The sequence below is a fragment of the Methylobacterium sp. Leaf93 genome (assembly GCF_001422345.1).
In the GTDB taxonomy this organism is placed as follows: domain Bacteria; phylum Pseudomonadota; class Alphaproteobacteria; order Rhizobiales; family Beijerinckiaceae; genus Methylobacterium; species Methylobacterium bullatum.
Genome location: NZ_LMMS01000010.1, coordinates 1 through 19,861, shown reverse-complemented (window position 1 = coordinate 19,861; position 19,861 = coordinate 1). Strand labels below are relative to the sequence as shown.

15 protein-coding genes are annotated in these 19,861 nt (G+C 68.4%); 10 read left to right on the top strand and 5 right to left on the bottom strand.

Annotated elements, in window-relative coordinates; all coding sequences use genetic code 11:
* Positions 1 to 13 precede the first annotated feature (13 nt).
* Positions 14 to 1,249, top strand: coding sequence for a TIGR03862 family flavoprotein (locus ASF26_RS08215; protein WP_056252052.1), 1,236 nt, complete (start codon positions 14 to 16; stop codon positions 1,247 to 1,249).
* On the opposite strand, the gene ASF26_RS08210 is transcribed toward ASF26_RS08215, so the two are convergent.
* Positions 1,244 to 2,158: a collagen-like protein gene (locus tag ASF26_RS08210; RefSeq protein ID WP_056252127.1), complete on the bottom strand. Its 915-nt coding sequence runs from the start codon at positions 2,156 to 2,158 to the stop codon at positions 1,244 to 1,246. The genes ASF26_RS08215 and ASF26_RS08210 overlap by 6 nt on opposite strands.
* A gap of 306 nt (positions 2,159 to 2,464) precedes the next feature.
* Between ASF26_RS08210 and ASF26_RS08205 the strand changes: the two genes are divergently transcribed.
* The 3 genes from ASF26_RS08205 to ASF26_RS08195 all read left to right on the top strand — a co-directional run bounded on the left by ASF26_RS08205 (position 2,465) and on the right by ASF26_RS08195 (position 8,397).
* Complete coding sequence (locus tag ASF26_RS08205) at positions 2,465 to 3,235, top strand: hypothetical protein (protein WP_056252049.1); 771 nt, start codon at positions 2,465 to 2,467, stop codon at positions 3,233 to 3,235.
* Complete coding sequence (locus tag ASF26_RS08200; protein WP_056252045.1) at positions 3,159 to 4,730, top strand: DNA polymerase Y family protein; 1,572 nt, start codon at positions 3,159 to 3,161, stop codon at positions 4,728 to 4,730. The genes ASF26_RS08205 and ASF26_RS08200 overlap by 77 nt, the downstream gene beginning before the upstream one ends.
* Positions 4,731 to 5,082: 352 nt before the next feature.
* On the top strand, positions 5,083 to 8,397 hold the full coding sequence (locus ASF26_RS08195; protein ID WP_056252042.1) for an error-prone DNA polymerase: 3,315 nt from the start codon (positions 5,083 to 5,085) through the stop codon (positions 8,395 to 8,397).
* A 199-nt stretch (positions 8,398 to 8,596) separates the two neighbouring features.
* Here the strand turns inward: ASF26_RS08195 and ASF26_RS08190 are convergent, their stop codons facing one another.
* From ASF26_RS08190 to ubiG, 3 genes are all read right to left on the bottom strand, one after another.
* A complete protein-coding gene (locus ASF26_RS08190) occupies positions 8,597 to 9,571 on the bottom strand; it encodes an NADPH:quinone oxidoreductase family protein (RefSeq protein ID WP_056252039.1) in 975 nt (324 codons plus the stop codon).
* Between the two features lie 79 nt (positions 9,572 to 9,650).
* Positions 9,651 to 10,220, bottom strand: coding sequence for a YbhB/YbcL family Raf kinase inhibitor-like protein (locus ASF26_RS08185; RefSeq protein WP_056252036.1), 570 nt, complete (start codon positions 10,218 to 10,220; stop codon positions 9,651 to 9,653).
* 49 nt (positions 10,221 to 10,269) lie between these two features.
* Positions 10,270 to 11,016, bottom strand: a complete 747-nt coding sequence (gene ubiG, locus ASF26_RS08180) for a bifunctional 2-polyprenyl-6-hydroxyphenol methylase/3-demethylubiquinol 3-O-methyltransferase UbiG (RefSeq protein WP_056252031.1) — start codon at positions 11,014 to 11,016, stop codon at positions 10,270 to 10,272.
* Between the two features lie 190 nt (positions 11,017 to 11,206).
* Between ubiG and ASF26_RS08175 the strand changes: the two genes are divergently transcribed.
* The 5 genes from ASF26_RS08175 to ASF26_RS08155 all read left to right on the top strand — a co-directional run bounded on the left by ASF26_RS08175 (position 11,207) and on the right by ASF26_RS08155 (position 18,640).
* Entirely contained in the window at positions 11,207 to 12,442 is a 1,236-nt protein-coding gene (locus ASF26_RS08175; RefSeq protein ID WP_056252028.1) for an aspartate kinase, read from the top strand.
* Positions 12,443 to 12,515: 73 nt separating this feature from the next.
* Positions 12,516 to 14,780 carry a phosphoenolpyruvate--protein phosphotransferase gene (gene ptsP / locus ASF26_RS08170; protein ID WP_056252024.1) on the top strand — a complete coding sequence of 755 codons (2,265 nt, stop codon included), beginning with the start codon at positions 12,516 to 12,518 and terminating at the stop codon, positions 14,778 to 14,780.
* A 99-nt stretch (positions 14,781 to 14,879) separates the two neighbouring features.
* Positions 14,880 to 15,965, top strand: a complete 1,086-nt coding sequence (gene prfA, locus ASF26_RS08165) for a peptide chain release factor 1 (RefSeq protein ID WP_056252020.1) — start codon at positions 14,880 to 14,882, stop codon at positions 15,963 to 15,965.
* Between the two features lie 11 nt (positions 15,966 to 15,976).
* On the top strand, positions 15,977 to 16,939 hold the full coding sequence (gene prmC, locus ASF26_RS08160) for a peptide chain release factor N(5)-glutamine methyltransferase (RefSeq protein WP_244475874.1): 963 nt from the start codon (positions 15,977 to 15,979) through the stop codon (positions 16,937 to 16,939).
* Between the two features lie 402 nt (positions 16,940 to 17,341).
* Positions 17,342 to 18,640, top strand: coding sequence for a DUF4167 domain-containing protein (locus tag ASF26_RS08155; protein WP_056252016.1), 1,299 nt, complete (start codon positions 17,342 to 17,344; stop codon positions 18,638 to 18,640).
* Positions 18,641 to 18,729: 89 nt separating this feature from the next.
* Here the strand turns inward: ASF26_RS08155 and ASF26_RS08150 are convergent, their stop codons facing one another.
* On the bottom strand, positions 18,730 to 19,269 hold the full coding sequence (locus ASF26_RS08150) for a hypothetical protein (protein ID WP_348271079.1): 540 nt from the start codon (positions 19,267 to 19,269) through the stop codon (positions 18,730 to 18,732).
* A gap of 335 nt (positions 19,270 to 19,604) precedes the next feature.
* Here ASF26_RS08150 and ASF26_RS08145 point away from each other — a divergent pair, with 335 nt between their 5' ends.
* A complete protein-coding gene (locus ASF26_RS08145) occupies positions 19,605 to 19,769 on the top strand; it encodes a YqaE/Pmp3 family membrane protein (RefSeq protein ID WP_026175630.1) in 165 nt (54 codons plus the stop codon).
* Positions 19,770 to 19,861 lie beyond the last annotated feature (92 nt).

Genomic DNA, 19,861 nt, shown 5'->3' with positions numbered 1-19,861 from the left:
CCTCCCAATTTGCATGACAGGATTGGCGTCACGAGACATCGCGGTGATCGGCGGAGGCCCGGCCGGACTGGCGGCCGCCGAGATTCTGGCCGAGGCCGGTCACCGCGTCACGCTCTACGAGCGGATGCCCTCGTTGGGGCGCAAGTTCCTCATCGCCGGGCGCGGCGGCCTCAACCTCACCCATGGCGAACCGCTGGAAACGTTCCACCGCCGCTACCACCCGGCGCATCCGTCCTTCGCGAAGGCGGTCGACGCATTTCCTCCGCAAGCCTTGCGGGACTGGTGCGAGGGGCTCGGCCAGCCGACCTTCGTCGGGTCGAGTGGCCGTGTATTCCCGAAGAGCTTCAAGGCCTCCCCGCTCCTGCGGGCTTGGCTGGGGCGGCTCGACACTATCGGCGTCCGCATCCTCACCCGTCATCGCTTCCTCGGTTGGGAGGCGGATGGAAGCCTGGCTTTCGAGACGCCGGACGGGCGCGTCACGGTGGCCCCCCGGGCGACCCTGATGGCCCTCGGTGGAGCGAGCTGGCCACGGCTCGGCTCGGACGGGACCTGGGTCCCGCTTCTCACCGGGGCGGGCATCGCCGTCTCGCCCCTCAAGCCCGCCAATGTCGGCTTCACCGTGCCGTGGTCGGACATATTCCGCGAACGCTTCGCCGGGACGCCCCTGAAGCGCGTTGCGCTCAGTCTCGGCGACGAGACCGTCCGCGGCGAAGCCATGGTCACCGCGGACGGGATCGAGGGCGGGGCGGTCTATGCCCTGTCGCGCCTCATCCGCGATGAGATCGAGGCCAAGGGTGAGGCCCGTCTCGTCCTCGATCTGCGGCCGGACCTCACCGAGGATGCGCTGATGCGACGCCTCGCGACGCACAAGCAGGGAGCCTCCCTCGCCACGCGCCTGCGCAAGGATGCGGGGCTCGATCCCGTGGCGGCGGGTCTGCTGCGCGAGGCCGCCGGTCGCGCCCTTCCGTCTGCGGCGGCCGAGCTCGCGGCCCTGATCAAGTCGGCTCCCTTGCGCCTCCTTGCCCCCCGTCCGATCGAGCGGGCGATCTCCACGGCGGGCGGCGTCGCCTTCGAGGCCATCGATTCCCGTTTCATGCTGAAGGCGCGGCCCGGCGTGTTCGTCGCCGGCGAGATGCTGGATTGGGAAGCCCCCACCGGCGGCTACCTGCTGCAGGGCGCCTTTTCCAGCGGCCGTGCGGCGGCCGCCGGAATGATGGACTGGCTCGATGAGGCCGGCCCGGACCTATAGGCGCGAGCAGAACCCGACCATGCCCTTGGCGTCGGACGGACAGGACGCACTGGCGCCGCCATTGGCGAAGGACGGACTGCCGGAAGACAGGCAATAGGCCGAGACGAAGGCCTCCCCGCTGTCACAGCTCAACTCGCAGCCACCGGACGAGCAATTCTCGTTGCGAACGGAACGCAGGGTGGAGTTGGCGGCACTGGCGGTGAGGCCGGCCGCCCCCGGTTCGCCCTGAGGACCGGCTGGCCCCCTGGGACCCGTTTCCCCCTTGGGGCCGACATCGCCTTTTGGACCAACCTCACCCTTGGGACCGATATCGCCCTTGGGACCGACCGGCCCCTGCGGGCCTGTCTCGCCCTTCGGTCCCGCCTCGCCTTTCGGCCCGGCCTCGCCTGCCGGTCCCGCCATGCCCTGCGGTCCGGCAAGCCCTGCCATGCCCTGAGGTCCGGGTTCTCCCTGAGGGCCGGCATCGCCCTTGGGGCCGGGCTCGCCGGCCGGCGCGCAATTGGCCACCACGGCCTCCCTCTCGTCCTCGCCGGCCTTCAGTGCCGCGACGCAGGTGGCGGGCCGATATGGCAGGCGGAACAGGAAACGGCCCCGCGAATCGGCCATCACCGAGATGTCCTCGTCGAGGATCACGACGGTGCCGGCCTTGCGCACGCTGCCGGATATCCGCAGATCCCCCGCCTCGATCCGCGCATCGTAGACCTGGATCGGCTGCGACGGCGCCACGACCCGCTTGGGCCTGGCCGCCCTGGCCGCCCTGGGCCCCGGAGCCACGGCGGCATCCGTCGCAGGGGCGGCGCTCATCCCACGGCCGGGCTGGCCGGGACTGACCTGGCCGGGCGCCTGAGCCCCTGCCGGACTGGCAGCGAGCCCGGCGAGGATCATCAATCCCATCAATGATCTGGTCATGAAGCCTGTCGGGGCCGGGCACTGGGCGGCATGGTCGAGGCGCATGGGTTCTTTCCAGGCTGATGCGCCGGAGGTCCGGCACGGCGGAGGGACAATGCCGGGTCCGGTCATGCGGTCAAGTCCGGCCCGGATCGTCCCGCCGTCTCGCGGCCATTCCTCCATCCACACTCATCCACAGCCGTCCACAGGGGAAGCGGCTGTCACCGTTCGGTTATTTTTCATCCCCCTGAAACCGGTTGAGCTTGTTCTTGTTTTGTTCCTATTGTCTGGCGATGGGGCGGACATGATGGATTTGGCTCGACGACAATGCGCGATGACGGCGAAACGGAGACGAACGGGCTTCAACGGCGCCGGCGGATCGCTCTGGACGCCCTGCGCGGCCACGGGGCAGGACAGGCCGACGTCCTGTCCGTCGAGACCCTGCCTCTGGGAATCGCCCATATCGATTCCTGCCTTTCCGGCGGAGGGCTCTCCCTCGGCCGGCCGCACGAAATCGCCCCGGAATCCGAGGGCGACGAAGCAGCGGCGTTGGGCTTCACCCTCGCCCTCATGGCCCGACACCTCGCACAGGTGGAGGGGGAGGCTCTCCTCGTCATCGGCAAGGGGCATCCCACACCCTACGGCCACGGTCTGGCCGGGCTCGGCCTCGATCCGGGCCGCCTGCTGATCCTGGAGGTGGAGAGCGACGCGGATGCCTACCGAGCCGTGGAGGAGGCCCTGCGCTCGCAGGGGCTGAGGGCGGTGGCGGGGCTGGTGGATGCCGGCCTGCCCCTGAAGCAGAGCCAGCGGCTGCATCTGGCGGGCGAGGCGGCCTCCCGCCTCCTCCTCGTCCTGCGGCCACCGCAGGCGGAAAACCCGAACATGGCAGCGACCCGCTGGCGAATCGGCTCGGGGGCGGCCCTGCGGGACCGGTTCGGCTGCATCGAGCGGCCCTGCTGGCGGGCACGGCTCGACCGCTGTCGCAACGGACGGACGGGGAATTGGCTTCTGGAGTGGGATCATGCCGCGCATCGTTTCGGTCTGGCTGGAGCAGTGGCCGCTGACGCGTCTCAGGCGCGCTCGGGCTGCGCAGGATGACGCGGTCTCTCCCGCCGTCGTGGCCGCCATCGGGCCGGGAGGCCTGCGCATCACGGCCGTCGACGCCGCCGCCCGGGCTCTCGGCCTGCGTCCGGGCGAGCCCCTCGCACGGGCTCGCGCCCGGATCGGGCCGGGCATCGCCGTCCATCCCGCAGACCCGGAGGCCGATGCCGCCGCCCTCGCGCGTCTCTGCCTCTGGGCCAAGCGGTATACACCCATGGTGGCGCCGTTCGGGCCGGGGGAAGGCGGAGACGGCTTCTTTCTCGACGTGGAGGGGGCGAGCCACCTGTTCGGCGGGGAAGACGCCCTGATGGGCGACCTCGCCGCCCGCCTGTCGGCCAATGCCATACCCGCCCGGCTGGCCCTGGCCGACACGCCGGCCTGCGCCTTCGCGCTCGCCCGCCACGGTGCTTCGACGCGTCCCGTCATCGTGCCCCGGGGAGGCAACGCGCCGGCCCTGCGCGACCTCTGCGTGAGTGCCCTGCGGATCGAGCCGGCCATCGCCGAATCCCTGCGCCGCCTCGGCCTCCGCCGGATCGGAGCGCTGGCCGAGGCGGCCCGCCCTCCCCTGGCTCGACGCTTCGGCGAGACCCTGCTCCTGCGCCTCGACCAGGCGCTGGGGAGGAGGCCGGAGCCGCTGGTCTCCTTGGGGGAGCCGGCCGCCTTCGGCGCGAGCCGGGGTTTTCTCGACCCGATCGGGCATCAGGCGATCATCGTCGCCACCGCCATACGGCTGATGCAGGAGATCGCCCCCCGCCTCGCCGCCTCGGGCCTGGGGGCGCGCTCCCTGCGGCTGAGCCTATACCGGGTCGACGGAATCGAGCGCAGCCTCGATCTCGGCCTGTCGGAACCGACCCTCTGCCCGACCCAGGTCGGGCGATTGCTCGATCTGCGCCTCGACCGGCTAGGGCCGGCCCTCGATGCCGGCTTCGGTTTCGAGACCGTGCGGCTCGACGTGACCGGCATCGGCCGGTTGGAGGCACGCCAGGGCGCCCTGGCCGAGACGGGCCTCGACCGGGAGGCCGAGACCGGCGGGACCGCCCGCCTCGCCGACGCCCTCAGACAACGCATCGGGGCGAGGGTCATCCGCATGAGCCCACGGGCGAGCCACATCCCCGAACGCGCCGATGCCCTGGAGCCGTGGCGGGTGAGGAGAATCGAGATGCGGTGGCCCGAGCGGGTCGGCACCCGGCCACAGGGCGGGATGCCGCCCCGGCCCCTCGTTCTCCTGTCTCGCAGCGAGGCGGCCGACGAGGTGTTTTCGCTCGCCCCGGACGGACCACCCCAGCGCTTCCGCTGGCGGCGGCGCCTGCACCGGATCGCCCATGCCGAGGGTCCCGAGCGCATCGCCGACGCCTGGTGGCACGCCCCTGCCCCCGCCCGGGATTACTACGTGGTCGAAGACGAATCCGGCCGGCGCCTCTGGCTCTACCGGGAGGGCTTCCACACGGCTGAAACGGCGGCGCGCTGGTTCGTACAGGGATTGTTCGCGTGAGGGTTTGGCGCCGCCTCCCCTCCCCCCTTTGCGGGGGAGGGTGGCCCTCGCGTCAGCGAGGGTCGGGAGAGGGGAGCGCCGTCTCCGGAGAGGTCGCCCCCTCTCCCGCCTGCTCCGCAGAGACTACTGGATTCACACATCCGCTCGACGGCTGTTCGCTCGATCCAAGAAGGTTCGACTCGAGGCGCGACAGGCCCCCTCTCCTGGAAGGAGAGGGCTGTGGTGAGGTGTTGTCCATCTCCGGAAAGCTCACGCACCTCACCCTGTCCCTCTCCTTCCAGGAGAGGGGACCCGCGGATCCGGCGAGATGTGTGCATATCGTAGCCCGCAGAGGGGGGAGGGTCGGGGTCATATGACCTCTCCAACCTGCGCGGGACTCGCCTATGCCGAGCTCGCTGTCACCACGAACTTCTCCTTCCTGCGCGGTGCCTCGCATCCGCAGGAGATGGTGGCGCAGGGCGCCGAGTTCGGGCTCCACGCCATCGGCATCGCCGATCGCAACACGCTGTCGGGCGTGGTGCGCGGCCATGCCGAGGCCAAACGCCGGGAGAAGGCGGGCGAACCGACGATCCGTTACCTGCCGGGGGTCCGCCTCGTCACCGAGGAGGGGTTCGAGGCCGTCGCCTATCCGATGGACCGAGACGGCTACGGACGGCTCTGCCGGCTGCTCACGGACGGCAACCGCCGCTCGGAGAAGGGCGCGTGCCGGTTCGGTGTCCCGGACATGCTCGCGGCGGCAAGGGGGCAGGTCTTCATCGCGCTCCCGCCGGAGGAGGACGATCCCGTCTTCGGCCGCCATCTCGCAGCCCTGGCGGAGACGGCCCCGGGCCGCGTCTTCCTGGGCGCGAGCCATCGTTATCGCGGCGACGAGCGGCGTCGGCTCGGCCGCCTCGCCGGGTTCGGGGAGCGCCTCGGCGCGCCGATGGTGGCGGTCTCGGATGCGCTCTACCACCATCCCGGCCGGCGCCCCCTGCAGGACGTGCTCGCCTGCATCCGCGAAGGCTGCACCCTGGTCGAGGCCGGCTACCGCCTGGAGGCCAATGCGGAGCGTCACCTGAAGCCGCCCGCCGAAATGGCCCGGCTCTTCGCCGACCACCCGGAGGCGATCGCACGCACGATCGAGATCGCCGAGACCTGCGTCTTCTCGCTGGAGGAGCTGAAATACGAGTATCCCGACGAGCCCGTTCCCCCCGGCCGGACGGCCCAGGGGCATCTCGAATACATGACCCGGCAAAGGGCCGAACTGCGCTACCCGGACGGTATCCCGGAGACGGTCGAAACCTCCCTGCGCAACGAGTTCGACCTGATCCGCCGCCTCGACTACGCCCGCTACTTCCTTACCATCCACGACATCGTCGAATTCGCCCGGAACCGGGGAATCCTGTGCCAGGGCCGCGGCTCGGCGGCCAATTCGGTGGTCTGCTACTGCCTCGGCATCACGGCGGTGGACCCGACCAAGATCCGGCTCCTGTTCGCCCGTTTCATTTCCGAGAGCCGGGACGAGCCGCCCGACATCGACGTCGATTTCGAGCACGAGCGCCGCGAGGAGGTGATCCAGTATCTCTACGACCGGTATGGGCGAGACCGGGCGGCGATCTGCGCCACGGTGATCCACTACCGGCCTCGCAGCGCGATCCGCGAGGTCGGCAAGGTGCTGGGCCTCACCCCCGACATCACCGGCATGATGGCCGACACGGTCTGGGGCTCCTGGGGCGCCGGCCTGCCCGACCAGCATATCGCGCAGGCCGGGCTCGACCCCGCCAACCCGGCGATCCGGCAGGCGGTGGACCTCGCGATCCAGCTCATCGGCTTCCCGCGCCACCTGTCGCAGCATGTGGGTGGGTTCGTGCTGACGAAGGGACGTCTCGACGAGACCGTGCCGGTGGGCAACGCGGCGATGGCCGACCGTACCTTCATCGAATGGGACAAGGACGACATCGACACGATCGGCCTCCTCAAGGTCGACGTGCTGGCGCTCGGCATGCTCACCTGCCTCCGGCGCGGCCTCGACTTCCTGCGCGAGGATCACGGCATCGCCTACGAGACGCTGGCCGACCTCCCGCGCGAGGAGCCGGAGGTCTACGCGATGCTGTCGAAGGCCGATTCCGTCGGCGTGTTCCAGGTCGAGAGCCGGGCGCAGATGTCGATGCTGCCGCGCCTGAAGCCGAAGGAATTCTACGATCTCGTGGTTCAGGTCGCCATCGTGCGTCCGGGGCCGATCCAGGGCGACATGGTCCATCCCTACCTGCGCCGGCGCTCGGGCGAGGAGCCCGTCGTCTTCCCGTCCCCCTCCCCCGAGCACGGGCCGAAGGACGAACTCAAGGAGGTGTTGAAGCGGACCTTCGGCGTGCCGTTGTTCCAGGAACACGCGATGCAGATCGCTATCACGGCGGCCGGCTTCACGCCCTCGGAGGCCGACGGGTTGCGCCGGGCCATGGCCACCTTCCGGCACAACGGGCAGATCGTGAATTTCAGGACCAAGTTCATCGAGGGCATGGCCGGGCGCGGCTATCCGCGCGATTTCGCCGAGCGCTGCTTCAAGCAGATCGAGGGATTCTCAACCTACGGCTTTCCCGAGAGCCACGCTGCGAGCTTCGCCCTGCTGGTCTATGCCTCGGCCTGGATGAAGTGCCGCCACCCGGACGTCTTCCTCGCCGCGATCCTGAACTCGCAGCCCATGGGCTTCTACCAGCCGGCCCAGCTCGTGCGGGATGCCCGTGCCCACGGCGTCGAGGTACGCGGACCCGACGTCAATGCCAGCGAATGGGATTGCACCCTGGAACCGGCCTCGGCGCAGAGGGGGCCGGAGCGCCGCTTCGCCGTCCGCATCGGCCTGCGCCAGGTGAGCGGCCTGCCGAAGGCCGGCATGGCCCGGCTCGTTGCTCTGCGCGGCAACGGCTATGCCAGCGTCGAGGGCCTGCAGGCCGCCCTGACACTGCCCCGCAACGCCCTCGAGCGCCTAGCGGAAGCGGACGCCTTCCGCTCCCTCGACCTCGACCGCCGCGCCGCCCTCTGGGCGGTGAGGGCACTGGAAGGCACCTCGACGCGCGCCAGCGCCGGGCGGGGCGTCTCCACCGACCGGCGCACCCATCTCCTCGATGCGCCGATGCCGCTCTTCGCCTTCCATGCCGATGACGGCCTGTTCCGGGCCGAGCCCGCGGTGGAGTTGCCCGCCATGGCGCTCTCCGAGCATGTGGCGGAGGATTACGTCTCCACCGGCCTTTCGCTGAAGGGCCATCCGGTGGCGTTCTTCCGCGCCCGCCTCGCCCGCATCGGCGCGATCCCGGCGGCGGCGCATCACGATCCCTCATGGGCCCAGAATGCCCGCGTCACGGTGGCGGGCCTCGTCCTCACCCGGCAGCGCCCCGGCACCGCCAAGGGCGTGGTGTTCCTGACGCTGGAGGACGAGACCGGCATCTGCAACGTCATCGTCTGGAAGAAGGTCTTCGAAGCCAACCGGCGCATCGCCATGAGCGCCCGGTTCATCGCCGTGCGCGGGCGCATCCAGCGCTCGGGGCTGGTGGTCCATCTCGTCGCCGAGCAGTTCCGCGACCTGACGGAGGAATTGCGGACCCTGCGCGAGGGCGGTCTCCCCCTCTCACCGGAGACCACGGATTTCGGGGCGCCGCCGGACCGGCGCGTCTACCGCAGCCGGGATTTCCATTGAAGGGCGGTGCGCATCCCCTCTCCCCGCAGGCGGCTACCGGATTCATCCATCTGCTTTTTCCAGGCAGAGCGCGTCCCTCTCCCCCTTGTGGGGAGAGGTCAGGAGTGGGGGCGGCTCCGCCAGCCTCCACGCCCTGAGGGTCACCCCACCACCCCCACCTCCAACTCCTCCCCGCAAGGGGGAGGAGAGCTTGTCCGACTCACGGCCGCAGCAGCACCTTGCCCACGGCCTCGCGGCGCTTGAGGATGCCGAGCGCATTCTCGTACTCGCTCATCGGATAGGTGCCGTGGATCTTGGCCTTGAGCCGCCCCTCCGCCACCCAAGCGAGGAGTTGTTCCTGGTTCGCCCGGTGAGCCTCGGGCTCGCGCTCAACGAACACACCCCAATGCACGCCATGGATGTCGATGCCCTTCAGGAGAGCGAGGTTGAGGGGGATGCGCGGGATGTCGCCGGCGGCAAAGCCGATGACGAGGTAGCGCCCCTTCCAGCCGAGCGAACGTAGCGCAGGTTCGGCGTAGTCGCCGCCAATGGGATCGTAGATCACGTCGACGCCGCGCCCTTCGGTGAGCTTCTTGAGGCCCTCGCGCAGATTGTCGGCGCTATAGTCGAGGCCCCTCTCGGCTCCGTGCGCCTGCGCCACGGCGAGCTTCTCCGGTGAGGAAGCGCAGGCGATCACCTTCGCGCCCATGATTACGCCGAGTTCCACCGCGGCGAGGCCGACGCCGCCCGAGGCGCCGAGAACCGCCAACGTCTCGCCGGGCTGAAGCTTCGCGCGATCCCGCAGTGCGTGGAGCGAGGTGCCGTAGGTGATGGTGAGACCGGCCGCCTGCTCGTTGCTCACCACATCGGGTACGGGGGTGAGATGCCGGGTGCCCACCGCGATGCGCTCCGCACAGGTGCCGTAGGTGCGGTGGACGATGACGCGGTCGCCGACCTCGAAACCCTCGACGCCCTCTCCGAGGGCCTCGATGATTCCGACCGCTTCGCCGCCGGGCGAGAACGGCAGATCGGGCTTCACCTGATAGCGACCTGCGATGATGAGCGTATCGAAGAAGTTCAGCGCCGCCAGCGTCACCCGCACCACGGCCTCACCCGGACCGGCGACCGGATCGGCCACTTCGACGATTGCGAGATCCTCGGGGCCGCCGAGCCTGGTGCAGAGCAAAGCCTTCATGCCGATCCTCCCTTGAGCCGCAGCGCCTTTTGCTTGAGCGCGCTTGCACCGATTGGCGGCATCGGCGCAAGCGGCGGCGTCAGCGGCGCTCGTAGAGTCCGGTCAGGCAGCCCTTGGCGAGGACTCGACCCGTCATGGCCTCGATGAGCGCGGCACGTCCCGGACTCGCCGGCAGATCGAGCGGAGCATCCAGGGCGTAGATCTGGAACAGGTAGGTGTGGGGGCCATGTCCGGTGGGCGGGTCCGGCGGCAGCCATTGGTCCTTGAGAAAGCTGTTCTGCCCGAGGTCATGCTGCGATCCCTCACCGGCGGCGCTGGCGAGAGCGCCTTCGGGAAGACTTTCGCTCGCGGCGAGATTCCAGGCGATGAGATGGACGAGGGGTTTCGGAGTCGGGCTGCCGGCATCCTCCACCAGAAGCACCACGCGGCTCGTACCGGCCGGCAGGCCGCTCCATGACAGCGGCGGCGAGACGCCCGGCCCATCGGCGGTGAAGCGCGCAGGAAGGCTCGCCCCATCGGCGAAGGCCGGACTCGTCAGCGAGATCGTCTCGGGCACGCTCCCGAAATCCTGGTGGTAGGCGGTCGTGTCGAGCCCGGCCTTCAGGCCCGACAGGGCCACGCCGACCGCGTGCGGAAGCTTTTCCAGCATGACGTCTCCTCGTCGATTCGCGTGGTCAACGAGGAGGGGCGCACCCGGTTCAGGCCGAACGGGCGGCCGCGACCATGTAGTTCACCGCCGTGTCGCGGGCGGGCCGCCAGCTCCCGTCGAGGGGATTGAACACGACGCCGGTGGTATCGGTGACGGAGAGGCCGCCGCGTGCGATGGCGCGGGACAGTTCGTCCGGCTTCACGAACTTGTTCCAGTCGTGGGTTCCGCGCGGCAGCCAGCCGAGGACGTATTCCGCTCCGACGATGGCCAGCGCGAAGGAGCGCATCGTGCGGTTCAGGGTGGCGGCGAACAGGAGACCGCCCGGCTTCACCGCCTGGCAGGCGCTGGCGACGAAGGCCGGCATGTCGACCACGTGCTCCACCACCTCCATGATCAGGACGACGTCGAACCGCTCGCCCGCCGCCACCACCTCCTCGATGGTCTGAGAGCGGTAATCCACCGCCACGCCCCCGGCCTTCGCATGGGAACGCGCCACGGCGATGTTGGTGGGCGCCGGATCGAGCCCGGTGACGCTGGCGCCGAGGCGCGCCAGGGGCTCGGACAGGACACCGCCGCCGCAACCGACATCGACGATGGTCAGCCCCTTCAGCGGGTGGGGCATGCGCGGGTCGCGGCCGAACTTCCGGCAGATCGCGTCGCGGATATAGGCGAGGCGCACCGGGTTGAACCGGTGCAGCACCTTCATCGGCCCGTCCTCGGCCCACCATGTCGCGGCGATGCCCTCGAAGCGCGCGACTTCCTCGGCGTCGATGGAAGAGGATGCCGCTGGGTTCATTCGCCTGACCTTCCGACCCGGATGCGGGCCATCCCGCCCGCATGCCCGATTGTTGACACGTCCGAAGTGCCCTTGTACCCGCCGAAGCACCGGCCGGTACAGCGGCGGGACGCCGCTCCGGCTCGAAGCCGATAAAGCGCCGTGCTCCCGGCATACGGCCGGCTCTGGAATGGATCGACGCGGACCCGACATGCCCCGTTTGGTGATGAAGTTCGGCGGCACATCGGTGGCGACCGTGGACCGTATCCGCAACGTGGCCCTCCACGTGGCGCGCGAGATCGAGGCCGGCTACGACGTCGCCGTCGTGGTCTCGGCCATGTCCGGCAAGACCAACGAACTGGTGGCCTGGGTCAAGGACGCCAACCCGCTCTACGACGAGGCCGAGTACGACGCCGTCGTCGCCTCGGGCGAACTCGTCACCGCGGGCCTCCTCGCCACGGCGCTCCGGAAGAACGGCATCAAGGCCCGCTCCTGGCAGGGCTGGCAGATCCCCATCGAGACCTCCGACGCCCATGGCTCGGCACGGATCGAGGCGATCGACCCCAAAAATCTCGATGCCGGCTTCGCCCGCGGTGAAGTCGCCGTGATCGCCGGCTTCCAAGGCATCCATGCGGAGACCGGCCGCGTCACCACGCTCGGCCGGGGCGGCTCGGATACCAGCGCGGTGGCCATCGCCGCCGCCATCGGTGCCGAGCGCTGCGACATCTACACCGACGTCGACGGCGTCTACACCACCGACCCGCGTGTGGTGCAAAAGGCCAGGCGCATGGAGCGCGTGACCTTCGAGGAGATGCTGGAGATGGCCTCCCTCGGCGCCAAGGTGCTCCAGGTCCGCTCCGTCGAGCTCGCCATGGTCCATCGCGTACCGACCACGGTGCGCTCCAGCTTCGACCCGCCCGACAACGCCCGCACAGGCACCCTCATCTGCGACGAGGACGACATCGTGGAACAGCAGATCATCACCGGGATCGCCTTCTCGAAGGACGAGGCGCAGATCACCCTCCGGCGCGTCAAGGACAGTCCCGGCATCGCCGCGGCGATCTTCGGGCCGCTGGCGGACGCCAACATCAACGTGGACATGATCATCCAGACCGTGTCGGGCGACCAGTCGACCACGGACATGACCTTCACGGTCCCGTCCGCCGATTACGATCGCGCCCGCACGATTCTCGACGCCCAGAGCGGCATCATCGAATTCGCCCAGATCGAGGGCGCCACCGATGTCGTGAAGGTTTCGGCCATCGGCGTCGGCATGCGCAGCCATGCGGGCGTCGCCGCCAAGGCATTCAGGGCGCTCGCGCAGAAGGGAATCAACATCCGCGCGATCACAACATCGGAAATCAAGTTTTCCGTATTGATCGATGCGGCTTACACGGAGCTTGCCGTGCGCACACTCCACTCGCTATACGGCCTCGACCAGGCTTGAGCGCCGCCCCTGTCGTCGCGCACGAAACTTGCGCAGGCGGGCCTCGGGGGACTGAATTCGGATCGAGGAGTCCATGCCTGCTGCGCCCGGAGGCCCGCGCCTGCTGCTGCGCCGCCTCCGCGAAGCGATGGCGGAGCCGGTCAGTCCACAGGCACGTCTCGATCGTATCGTCACCCTCATCGCGGCGAACGTCATTGCCGAGGTCTGCTCCGTCTATGTGCTGAGCGATGACAACACGCTCGAATTGTTTGCCACCGAGGGCCTGAACCGTTCGGCCGTCCACCTGACCCGGATGCGGGCCGATGAAGGCCTCGTCGGCCTCATCGCCAAGACCGCAGAGCCGCTCTCGCTCTCGGACGCCCAGTCGCATCCGTCCTTCTCGTACCGGCCCGAGACCGGGGAAGAGGCCTACCACGCCTTCCTCGGCGTGCCGCTCCTGCGCGCGGGGAACACCCTCGGCGTCCTCGTGGTGCAGAACCTCACTTACCGGGTCTATTCGGAGGAAGAGATCGAGGCGCTCCAGACGACGGCGATGGTGCTGTCCGAGATGATCGCTTCGGGTGAACTGCAATCCCTGGCGCCGGGCGCGGGCTCGGCCGCGCGCCGCGCCGTAAGCCAGCGCGGTGTGGCCCTCGCCGACGGCATCGGCCTCGGCCACGTGGTTCTGCACGAGCCACGCATCATCGTGAAGCAGCTCATCGCCGAGAACCTCGAGCGCGAGGTCGAGCGGCTGGAGGAGGCCATCGGCGAGGTCCGCTCGGCCATCGACGAACTCGTGGAGCGCGGCGACATTATCGGCACCGGCGAATCGCGCGAGGTGCTGGAGACCGTGCGGATGTTCGCCCACGACAAGGGCTGGCTACGCCGGATGCGCGAGGCGGTCCATTCCGGCCTCACGGCGGAGGCCGCCGTGGAGCGCGTCCAATCGGACAACCGCGCCCGGATGATGCGACAGAGCGATCCGTATCTGCGCGACCGGCTGCATGACCTCGACGACCTCGCCAATCGCCTCCTGCGCACGCTGATCGGCACGGAGGGCAACGGCACGCACCGGGAGCTTCCCGAGAACGCGATCCTCGTAGCCCGCTCCATGGGGCCGGCGGCCCTCCTCGACTACGATCGCGCCTCCCTGCGCGGCGTGGTGCTGGAGGAAGGCGGCCCGACGAGCCACATCGCCATCGTCGCCCGCGCCCTCGGGATCCCGGCGGTGGGTGAGATCGCCAACGCCACGGCGCTCTGCGACGCGGGCGATGCGATCATCGTCGACGGGGTCACCGGCGAGATCCAGGTCCGGCCTGGGCCCGAGATCGAGGCGGCCTATGCCGAGCAGGTCCGCCTGCGCGCGCGCCGCCAGGAACAGTACCGGGCGCTTCGCGACCTGCCCGCCGTCACCAGGGACGGGGTCGCCATCGGCCTGCAGCTCAATGCCGGGCTGCTGGTGGACCTGACCCATCTCCACGAGACCGGGGCGGAGGGCATCGGCCTGTTCCGCACCGAGCTGCAGTTCATGGTGGCGCAGCGGATGCCGTCCGCCGCCGAGCAGCAATCGCTCTACGAGGCGGTGTTCTCGGCCACCGGCGACCTGCCGGTGACGATCCGCACCCTCGATATCGGTGGCGACAAGATCCTGCCCTACATGCCGGCCCTCGAGGAGGAGAACCCGGCCCTCGGCTGGCGCGCCATCCGCATCGGCCTCGACCGCCCCGCCCTGTTGCGGGTGCAGCTGCGCGCGCTTCTCAGGGCCGCGTCGGGCCGGCCCCTCAAGATCATGTTCCCGATGGTGGCCACGGTGGACGAGTTCGTCCGCGCCAAGGCCATCGTCGACCGCGAGAAGGCGCATCTGCGCCGCCACGGCCATGTCCTGCCGAGCGATTGCCGCCTCGGCGTGATGGTCGAGGTGCCCTCGCTCCTGTTCCAGATCGACGAGATCGCCAAGGTCGCCGACTTCCTGTCGGTGGGCTCCAACGACCTGATGCAGTTCCTCTTCGCGGTCGACCGCGAGAACCGCCGCGTCGCCGACCGGTTCGACACGCTCAGCATCCCGGCCCTGCGCGCCTTCCGCCTCATCGCGGAGCGGGCGACCGCCGCCGGCTGCCCCGTCACCATCTGCGGCGAGATCGGCGGCAAGCCCCTGGAGGCGATGGCCCTGATCGGCCTCGGCTTCCGCAACCTGTCGATGTCGCCGGCCTCCATCGGCCCGGTCAAGGCGATGGTGCTCGCCCTCGATGCGGCCGCCGTCACCGCTCTCATCGATGCGGAGATCGAACGGGCGGGCGACAGCGCTTCTTTGAGGCCGCTCCTCACGGCCTTCGCCAAGGCGCAGGGCGTGCCTATCTAGCGAGCGTGACGGCGTTCTGCCGAGAGCCACGACCACCCCCGCGGACCCGGCACGTCCGTCGGACATGCGTCTTCCACAGTTGAGAGTATCCTCCGGGCGATGACCCCTATTCCTTCAGACCGTCTCGACGCCATCCTGACGCGGCACGACATCGTCACCGCCACGCTCAGCGCAGGCTCGGCCGATTCCGACAGCTTCGTCCAGCTGTCCAGGGAGCTGGCCGAGCTCGACGGCGTGGTGGCGGCGATCCATGCCTACCGCGCCGCGGCGACGAACCTCTCCGAGATCGAGGCCCTCATCGACGAGCCGGGAGGGGATGCCGAGATGCGCGCTCTCGCCGCCGCCGAGAAGCCCGATGCGGAAGCGGGGCTGGAGGCCGCCCATAAGGCGCTCCAGGTCATCCTGCTGCCCAAGGACGCCGCCGACGAGAAGAGCGCGATCCTCGAAATCCGCGCCGGCACCGGCGGCGACGAGGCCGCGCTCTTCGCCGGCGACCTGTTCCGCATGTACGCGAAATACGCCGACCTGAAGGGCTGGAAGGTCGACGTCATTTCCGAGAGCGAAGGCACCGTCGGCGGCTATCGCGAGGTCATCGCCGAGGTGAAGGGCAAGGGCGTCTTCGCCAAGCTGAAATTCGAAAGCGGAGCGCACCGCGTCCAGCGCGTGCCCGATACCGAAGCGCAGGGACGCATTCACACCTCCGCCGCCACGGTGGCGGTGCTGCCGGAAGCCGAGGAGGTCGATATCGTCGTCAACGATGCCGACCTGAAGATCGACACGATGCGGTCACAGGGCGCCGGCGGCCAGCACGTCAACAAGACGGAATCGGCGATCCGCATCACCCACATGCCGAGCGGGATCGTCATCTTCGTCCAGGAAGAGCGCTCGCAGCACAAGAACCGCGCGCGCGCCATGTCGCTCCTGCGTGCCAAGCTCTACGATGCGGAGCGCACGGCAAAGGATGCCGTCCGGGCCGCGGACCGCAAGTCGCAGGTCGGTTCCGGCGATCGTTCGGAGCGCATTCGCACGTACAATTTTCCTCAGGCGCGGGTCACCGACCATCGCATCAACCTCACCCTCTACAAGCTGGAAGAGGTGCTCGCGGGGGAGGCCCTCGACGAACTCGTGGATGCCCTCATCACCGAGCACCAGGCGGAACTCATGGCCGCCGAAGGCATGGCGTGAACGAGCCTGGCGTGAACGAGCCTGGCGGCACGCGACGTGGCGTGACGGAAGACGGCGCGGTGAGTGGCGGCATCGATCCTCGGCAGCCCCGCTCGCAGGCCCTACGCCACACCGCTGCGGCTTTTTCCCAGGCCGGGATCGACGGTGGGGCAAGCGATGCCCGGTTCCTCCTCCTCCACGTCCTCGGCATCACGCCGACAGAGCTCGCCCTTTCCGGTGCGGAGCCCATCGGCGAGCAGGGTGCCCTGCGGCTGGGGCAAGCGATGCGGCGACGGCTCGCGGGCGAGCCCGTGGCGCGCATCCTCGGCGAGTGGGAGTTCTGGGGCCTCCCGTTCATCCTCAACGCGGCGACCCTGGTGCCACGGCCCGATACCGAGACCGTCGTCGATGCCGCTTTGGCGCTCCACACCACCCGCGACCGCCCCCTCCGCCTTCTCGATCTCGGAACCGGATCCGGCTGCATTCTCGTCTCGCTCCTCGGCGAATGGAAACAGGCCTTCGGAGTGGGGCTCGACCGCTCGCACGAAGCGCTCGCCTGCGCCAGGACCAATGCCCGGATCAACGGTGTCGGGAGGCGGGCCGCCTTCGTTGCGGGGGATTGGTGCTCCGCCCTCGGCAAGCCGTTCGACGTCGTCCTCTCGAACCCGCCCTACATCGCGAGCGCGATCATCTCGACCTTGTCCAGGGAAGTCCGCTGCCACGATCCGCTCGGCGCCCTCGACGGTGGCGAGGATGGACTCGATGCGTACAGACGGATCGTGAGGGAAGTGAGCGGGGCGACGGACGGTCGTCCCCTGCTCACCCCGGACGGAGCCCTCGTCTTCGAGGTCGGCCATGATCAGGCCGAGGACGTATTGAGGATCGGCCGCGAGGCGGGGTTCGCACGGGGGTCCGTGAGGCAAGATCTGGCCGGCCACGCCCGTGTCGTCACGCTGGCCGGACATCCACCAACAGCCAACGACGACAGGAGGTGAAAAAGAGCTTGTTGTGGGCTTGGGGAGTCGCTAGTGTCACAGTCAGGTCGCGAACGATCCGTCAAGGCGGATCGAGGTAGAAGTGTCGGCGGCGTCTAGCACGCGATACTTTTAGACGATCTCCCCACCATCAAGCCGATACGCACGAGACGCCGTGTGGAAGCTTGATGAATTGAGTGCCAGACGACCGATGAGCGCCGCACTGTGAGCGCAGGAATCGGTTGACCGGACATACGGCGAGCACGGCAAAATCGATCGCGGAACCACTGACCGGATCCTACGAGGACTAGGAAGTGCCCGAAACGGGTTCTCCTTCTTCGCCCGTAGCCCCGCCGCATCATCAGACGCTCCGATTTGAACGAGGGTCAATCGAGACCGATGAGACCAAACCAGAATAGACGGATGCGCGGTCGCAACCGCCCCAAAGGTCCCAATCCGCTGACGCGTTCCTACGAGTCCAACGGGCCGGATGTAAAAATCCGCGGGACGGCGCAGCATATCGCCGACAAATACGCCCAGCTCGCGCGCGATGCGCAAGCCAGCGGCGACCCAGTGGCTGCGGAGAATTACTTCCAGCACGGCGAGCATTATTTCCGCATCATCTCGGGTGCCCAGGAGCAGAACCGCCAGCAGAATGGTGGGTATGCCCGTAACGGCTACGACGATGACGACGACGGCGACGATGAGGGTCAGGGCGCGAGCCTGGGCTATGCCGCCAACGGCTACGGCAACGGCTATAACGAGGAATACGGCGATCCGGCCCAACAGCCTCAGCCACAGCCGCAATCCTACGAGCCCCGCCAGGATACCCGGCAAGATACACGGCAAGACTCGCCGTCGGATCAGCGTCATCCACGCCGTGAGCGCTTCCAGAACCGCAACGATCGCCCGCAGCGTTTCGAGGGCAATCGAGACGGCAACCGGCAAGATGGCGGCCGCCAGGAAAGCTCTCGCTACGACGGAAACCGCAACGACGGTGGTCGGCAGGATTACAACCGGCAGGATTCCTTCCGGGGCGAGGGCAACAGGCAGGAAAACACGAGGCAAGAAAGCCCGAGGTACGAGCAGCCGCGGAACGAGCAGGCGAGGCCTGACCAGGCGCGCCAGGATTATGCTCGGCAGGACCAGCCCCGTGCCGATTTCAATCGTGCCCAGGGTCGTAACGAAGGCCGCAACGACGGCTCCCGCTACGAGAACCCTCGCAGCGAATTTCAGGGCGGCGATGCTCAGCCGAAGCAGGACGTCACGCCCCAGGACACCTCACGTCAGGAAGCGCCCCGGCAGGATGCTCATCGTCAGGAGAGTCCGCGCCAGGAACCGGTTCGCTTCGAAACTGCTCGCCAGGATTCCCCCCGTCAGGACACCGCCCGCAACGACGCCCGTCGTTCTTCGGAGACGGCCCCGCGGCGTTCCCGTCGCCGGGAAGAGCCCGATCTACGGTCTTCCGAGGATGTGGCTGCCCTTCCGGCCTTCCTGACCGCCGTTCCTCGCCCAGTGGCCCCGCCGCCGGTGCCTGAGCGTTTCGTGGAACCGACCGCCGCGCCGGAACCGACGCGGGATCTCGCCGGCGACGTGTCGAAGGACGATACCTCTCCCACCGCCCCCAAGCCCCGTCGTCGGCGTCGTCCGCGTTTCGAGGGATCGGAGAGTTCCGAGGGCGGCAGCAACAGCACCGACGATACGCCCTCCACCGTGGAATAGGGTATCGGACCCGCTGCCCGACCAATTCGGAAGCCGCCCCTGACCGGGCGGCTTTTTTCGTTCGGGCGCTACGACGCCCTGCCAATCTCTCATGGTCGCCAATCGAGATGAGCCTGGACGCGATGGCATTCCCTTCTGTGTCGTTCGACTTCACCGAACGGTGCGATCTCCCAGATCCAGGACCGATCCGGTTCGGGCAGGACGATGCCATGCAGAAGATCGAACCGTTCGACGAGCTGGCCTTCGCGATTGTCCGTCACCTGCTCGGTATCGGCGACGAGACAGACACGCGTCTGCAGACGTGACAATCCTTCGAGGTGACCCGCCACGATACTGCGGCCAAGTTCATCGGGAGGAGGTCTGTTGCGCGACTCGAACCAATCCAGTGGCAGGATCGGCAATTGCGAAAGACAATTGGCTGAGACGACGAAGTCGATGTCACCCCGATCGAACACCGAGAGAGGATCGGCACACCGCTCCCCCTCCCCTCTCAGCCATTTCACGCATCCACTCAGATCCGAGACCTGCAGAGCGACATTCGCATAGCGATGCGCCGCCCAGCGCGCCGGCCAGAGATGGACCATGTCCACGAGGATCACGCGCTCGAAACATTGGGCCAGATGAGCCAAGGGTACGTCGTCCAGGAGGCCCGACCCGAGGACCACCGCGGTGCGACGACGGTCCAGATCTGCGCAGGATTGCCGTATGGCGGACCGGGCCGCATCGAGATGGTCCGCCCATGCCGCGCGGCAACGCCGCGACCGCGACATCAACAGGACGCTCTCACGCAGATACCCCAGCGTCCGCTGCGCCCGCGGGACCGGCGTCGTCAGGTAGTGAAGGCTTTCGATCAGCATGAGATGACGACCAGTCGCGCTGCGGGAACAGCGAGGCCGAGGGAACTTAAGCGCGGCCGTTTCGGTTCACCGGAGCGACCAATCACATGATCGATCAGGGGAACACTGTGTCCAGCCTCATTCGCATTCTCATCGCGATTTTCTTGCCGCCGATCGCGGTGCTCCTGACCGTCGGGATCGGGGTTCAGTTCTTCCTGAACATCCTGCTGTGCATTTTGTTCTATCTGCCGGGTTCGATCCACGCGCTTTGGATCGTGATGCGTTCTCGCTGAGTTCCGATATGTCATTTGACATGACAAAGCCCGCGGCGTTTTACGCTGCGGGCTTTTGCGTGTTGTGTTCTGGTGTGTTTGGTTGCGGGGAC

Coding starts and splice junctions, on each gene's coding strand:
- ASF26_RS08215 (WP_056252052.1), top strand. CDS start 14: ATGACAGGATTGGCGTCACGAGACATCGCGGTGATCGGCGGAGGCCCG.
- ASF26_RS08210 (WP_056252127.1), bottom strand. CDS start 2,158: ATGACCAGATCATTGATGGGATTGATGATCCTCGCCGGGCTCGCTGCC.
- ASF26_RS08205 (WP_056252049.1), top strand. CDS start 2,465: ATGCGCGATGACGGCGAAACGGAGACGAACGGGCTTCAACGGCGCCGG.
- ASF26_RS08200 (WP_056252045.1), top strand. CDS start 3,159: ATGCCGCGCATCGTTTCGGTCTGGCTGGAGCAGTGGCCGCTGACGCGT.
- ASF26_RS08195 (WP_056252042.1), top strand. CDS start 5,083: ATGACCTCTCCAACCTGCGCGGGACTCGCCTATGCCGAGCTCGCTGTC.
- ASF26_RS08190 (WP_056252039.1), bottom strand. CDS start 9,571: ATGAAGGCTTTGCTCTGCACCAGGCTCGGCGGCCCCGAGGATCTCGCA.
- ASF26_RS08185 (WP_056252036.1), bottom strand. CDS start 10,220: ATGCTGGAAAAGCTTCCGCACGCGGTCGGCGTGGCCCTGTCGGGCCTG.
- ubiG (WP_056252031.1), bottom strand. CDS start 11,016: ATGAACCCAGCGGCATCCTCTTCCATCGACGCCGAGGAAGTCGCGCGC.
- ASF26_RS08175 (WP_056252028.1), top strand. CDS start 11,207: ATGCCCCGTTTGGTGATGAAGTTCGGCGGCACATCGGTGGCGACCGTG.
- ptsP (WP_056252024.1), top strand. CDS start 12,516: ATGCCTGCTGCGCCCGGAGGCCCGCGCCTGCTGCTGCGCCGCCTCCGC.
- prfA (WP_056252020.1), top strand. CDS start 14,880: ATGACCCCTATTCCTTCAGACCGTCTCGACGCCATCCTGACGCGGCAC.
- ASF26_RS08155 (WP_056252016.1), top strand. CDS start 17,342: ATGCGCGGTCGCAACCGCCCCAAAGGTCCCAATCCGCTGACGCGTTCC.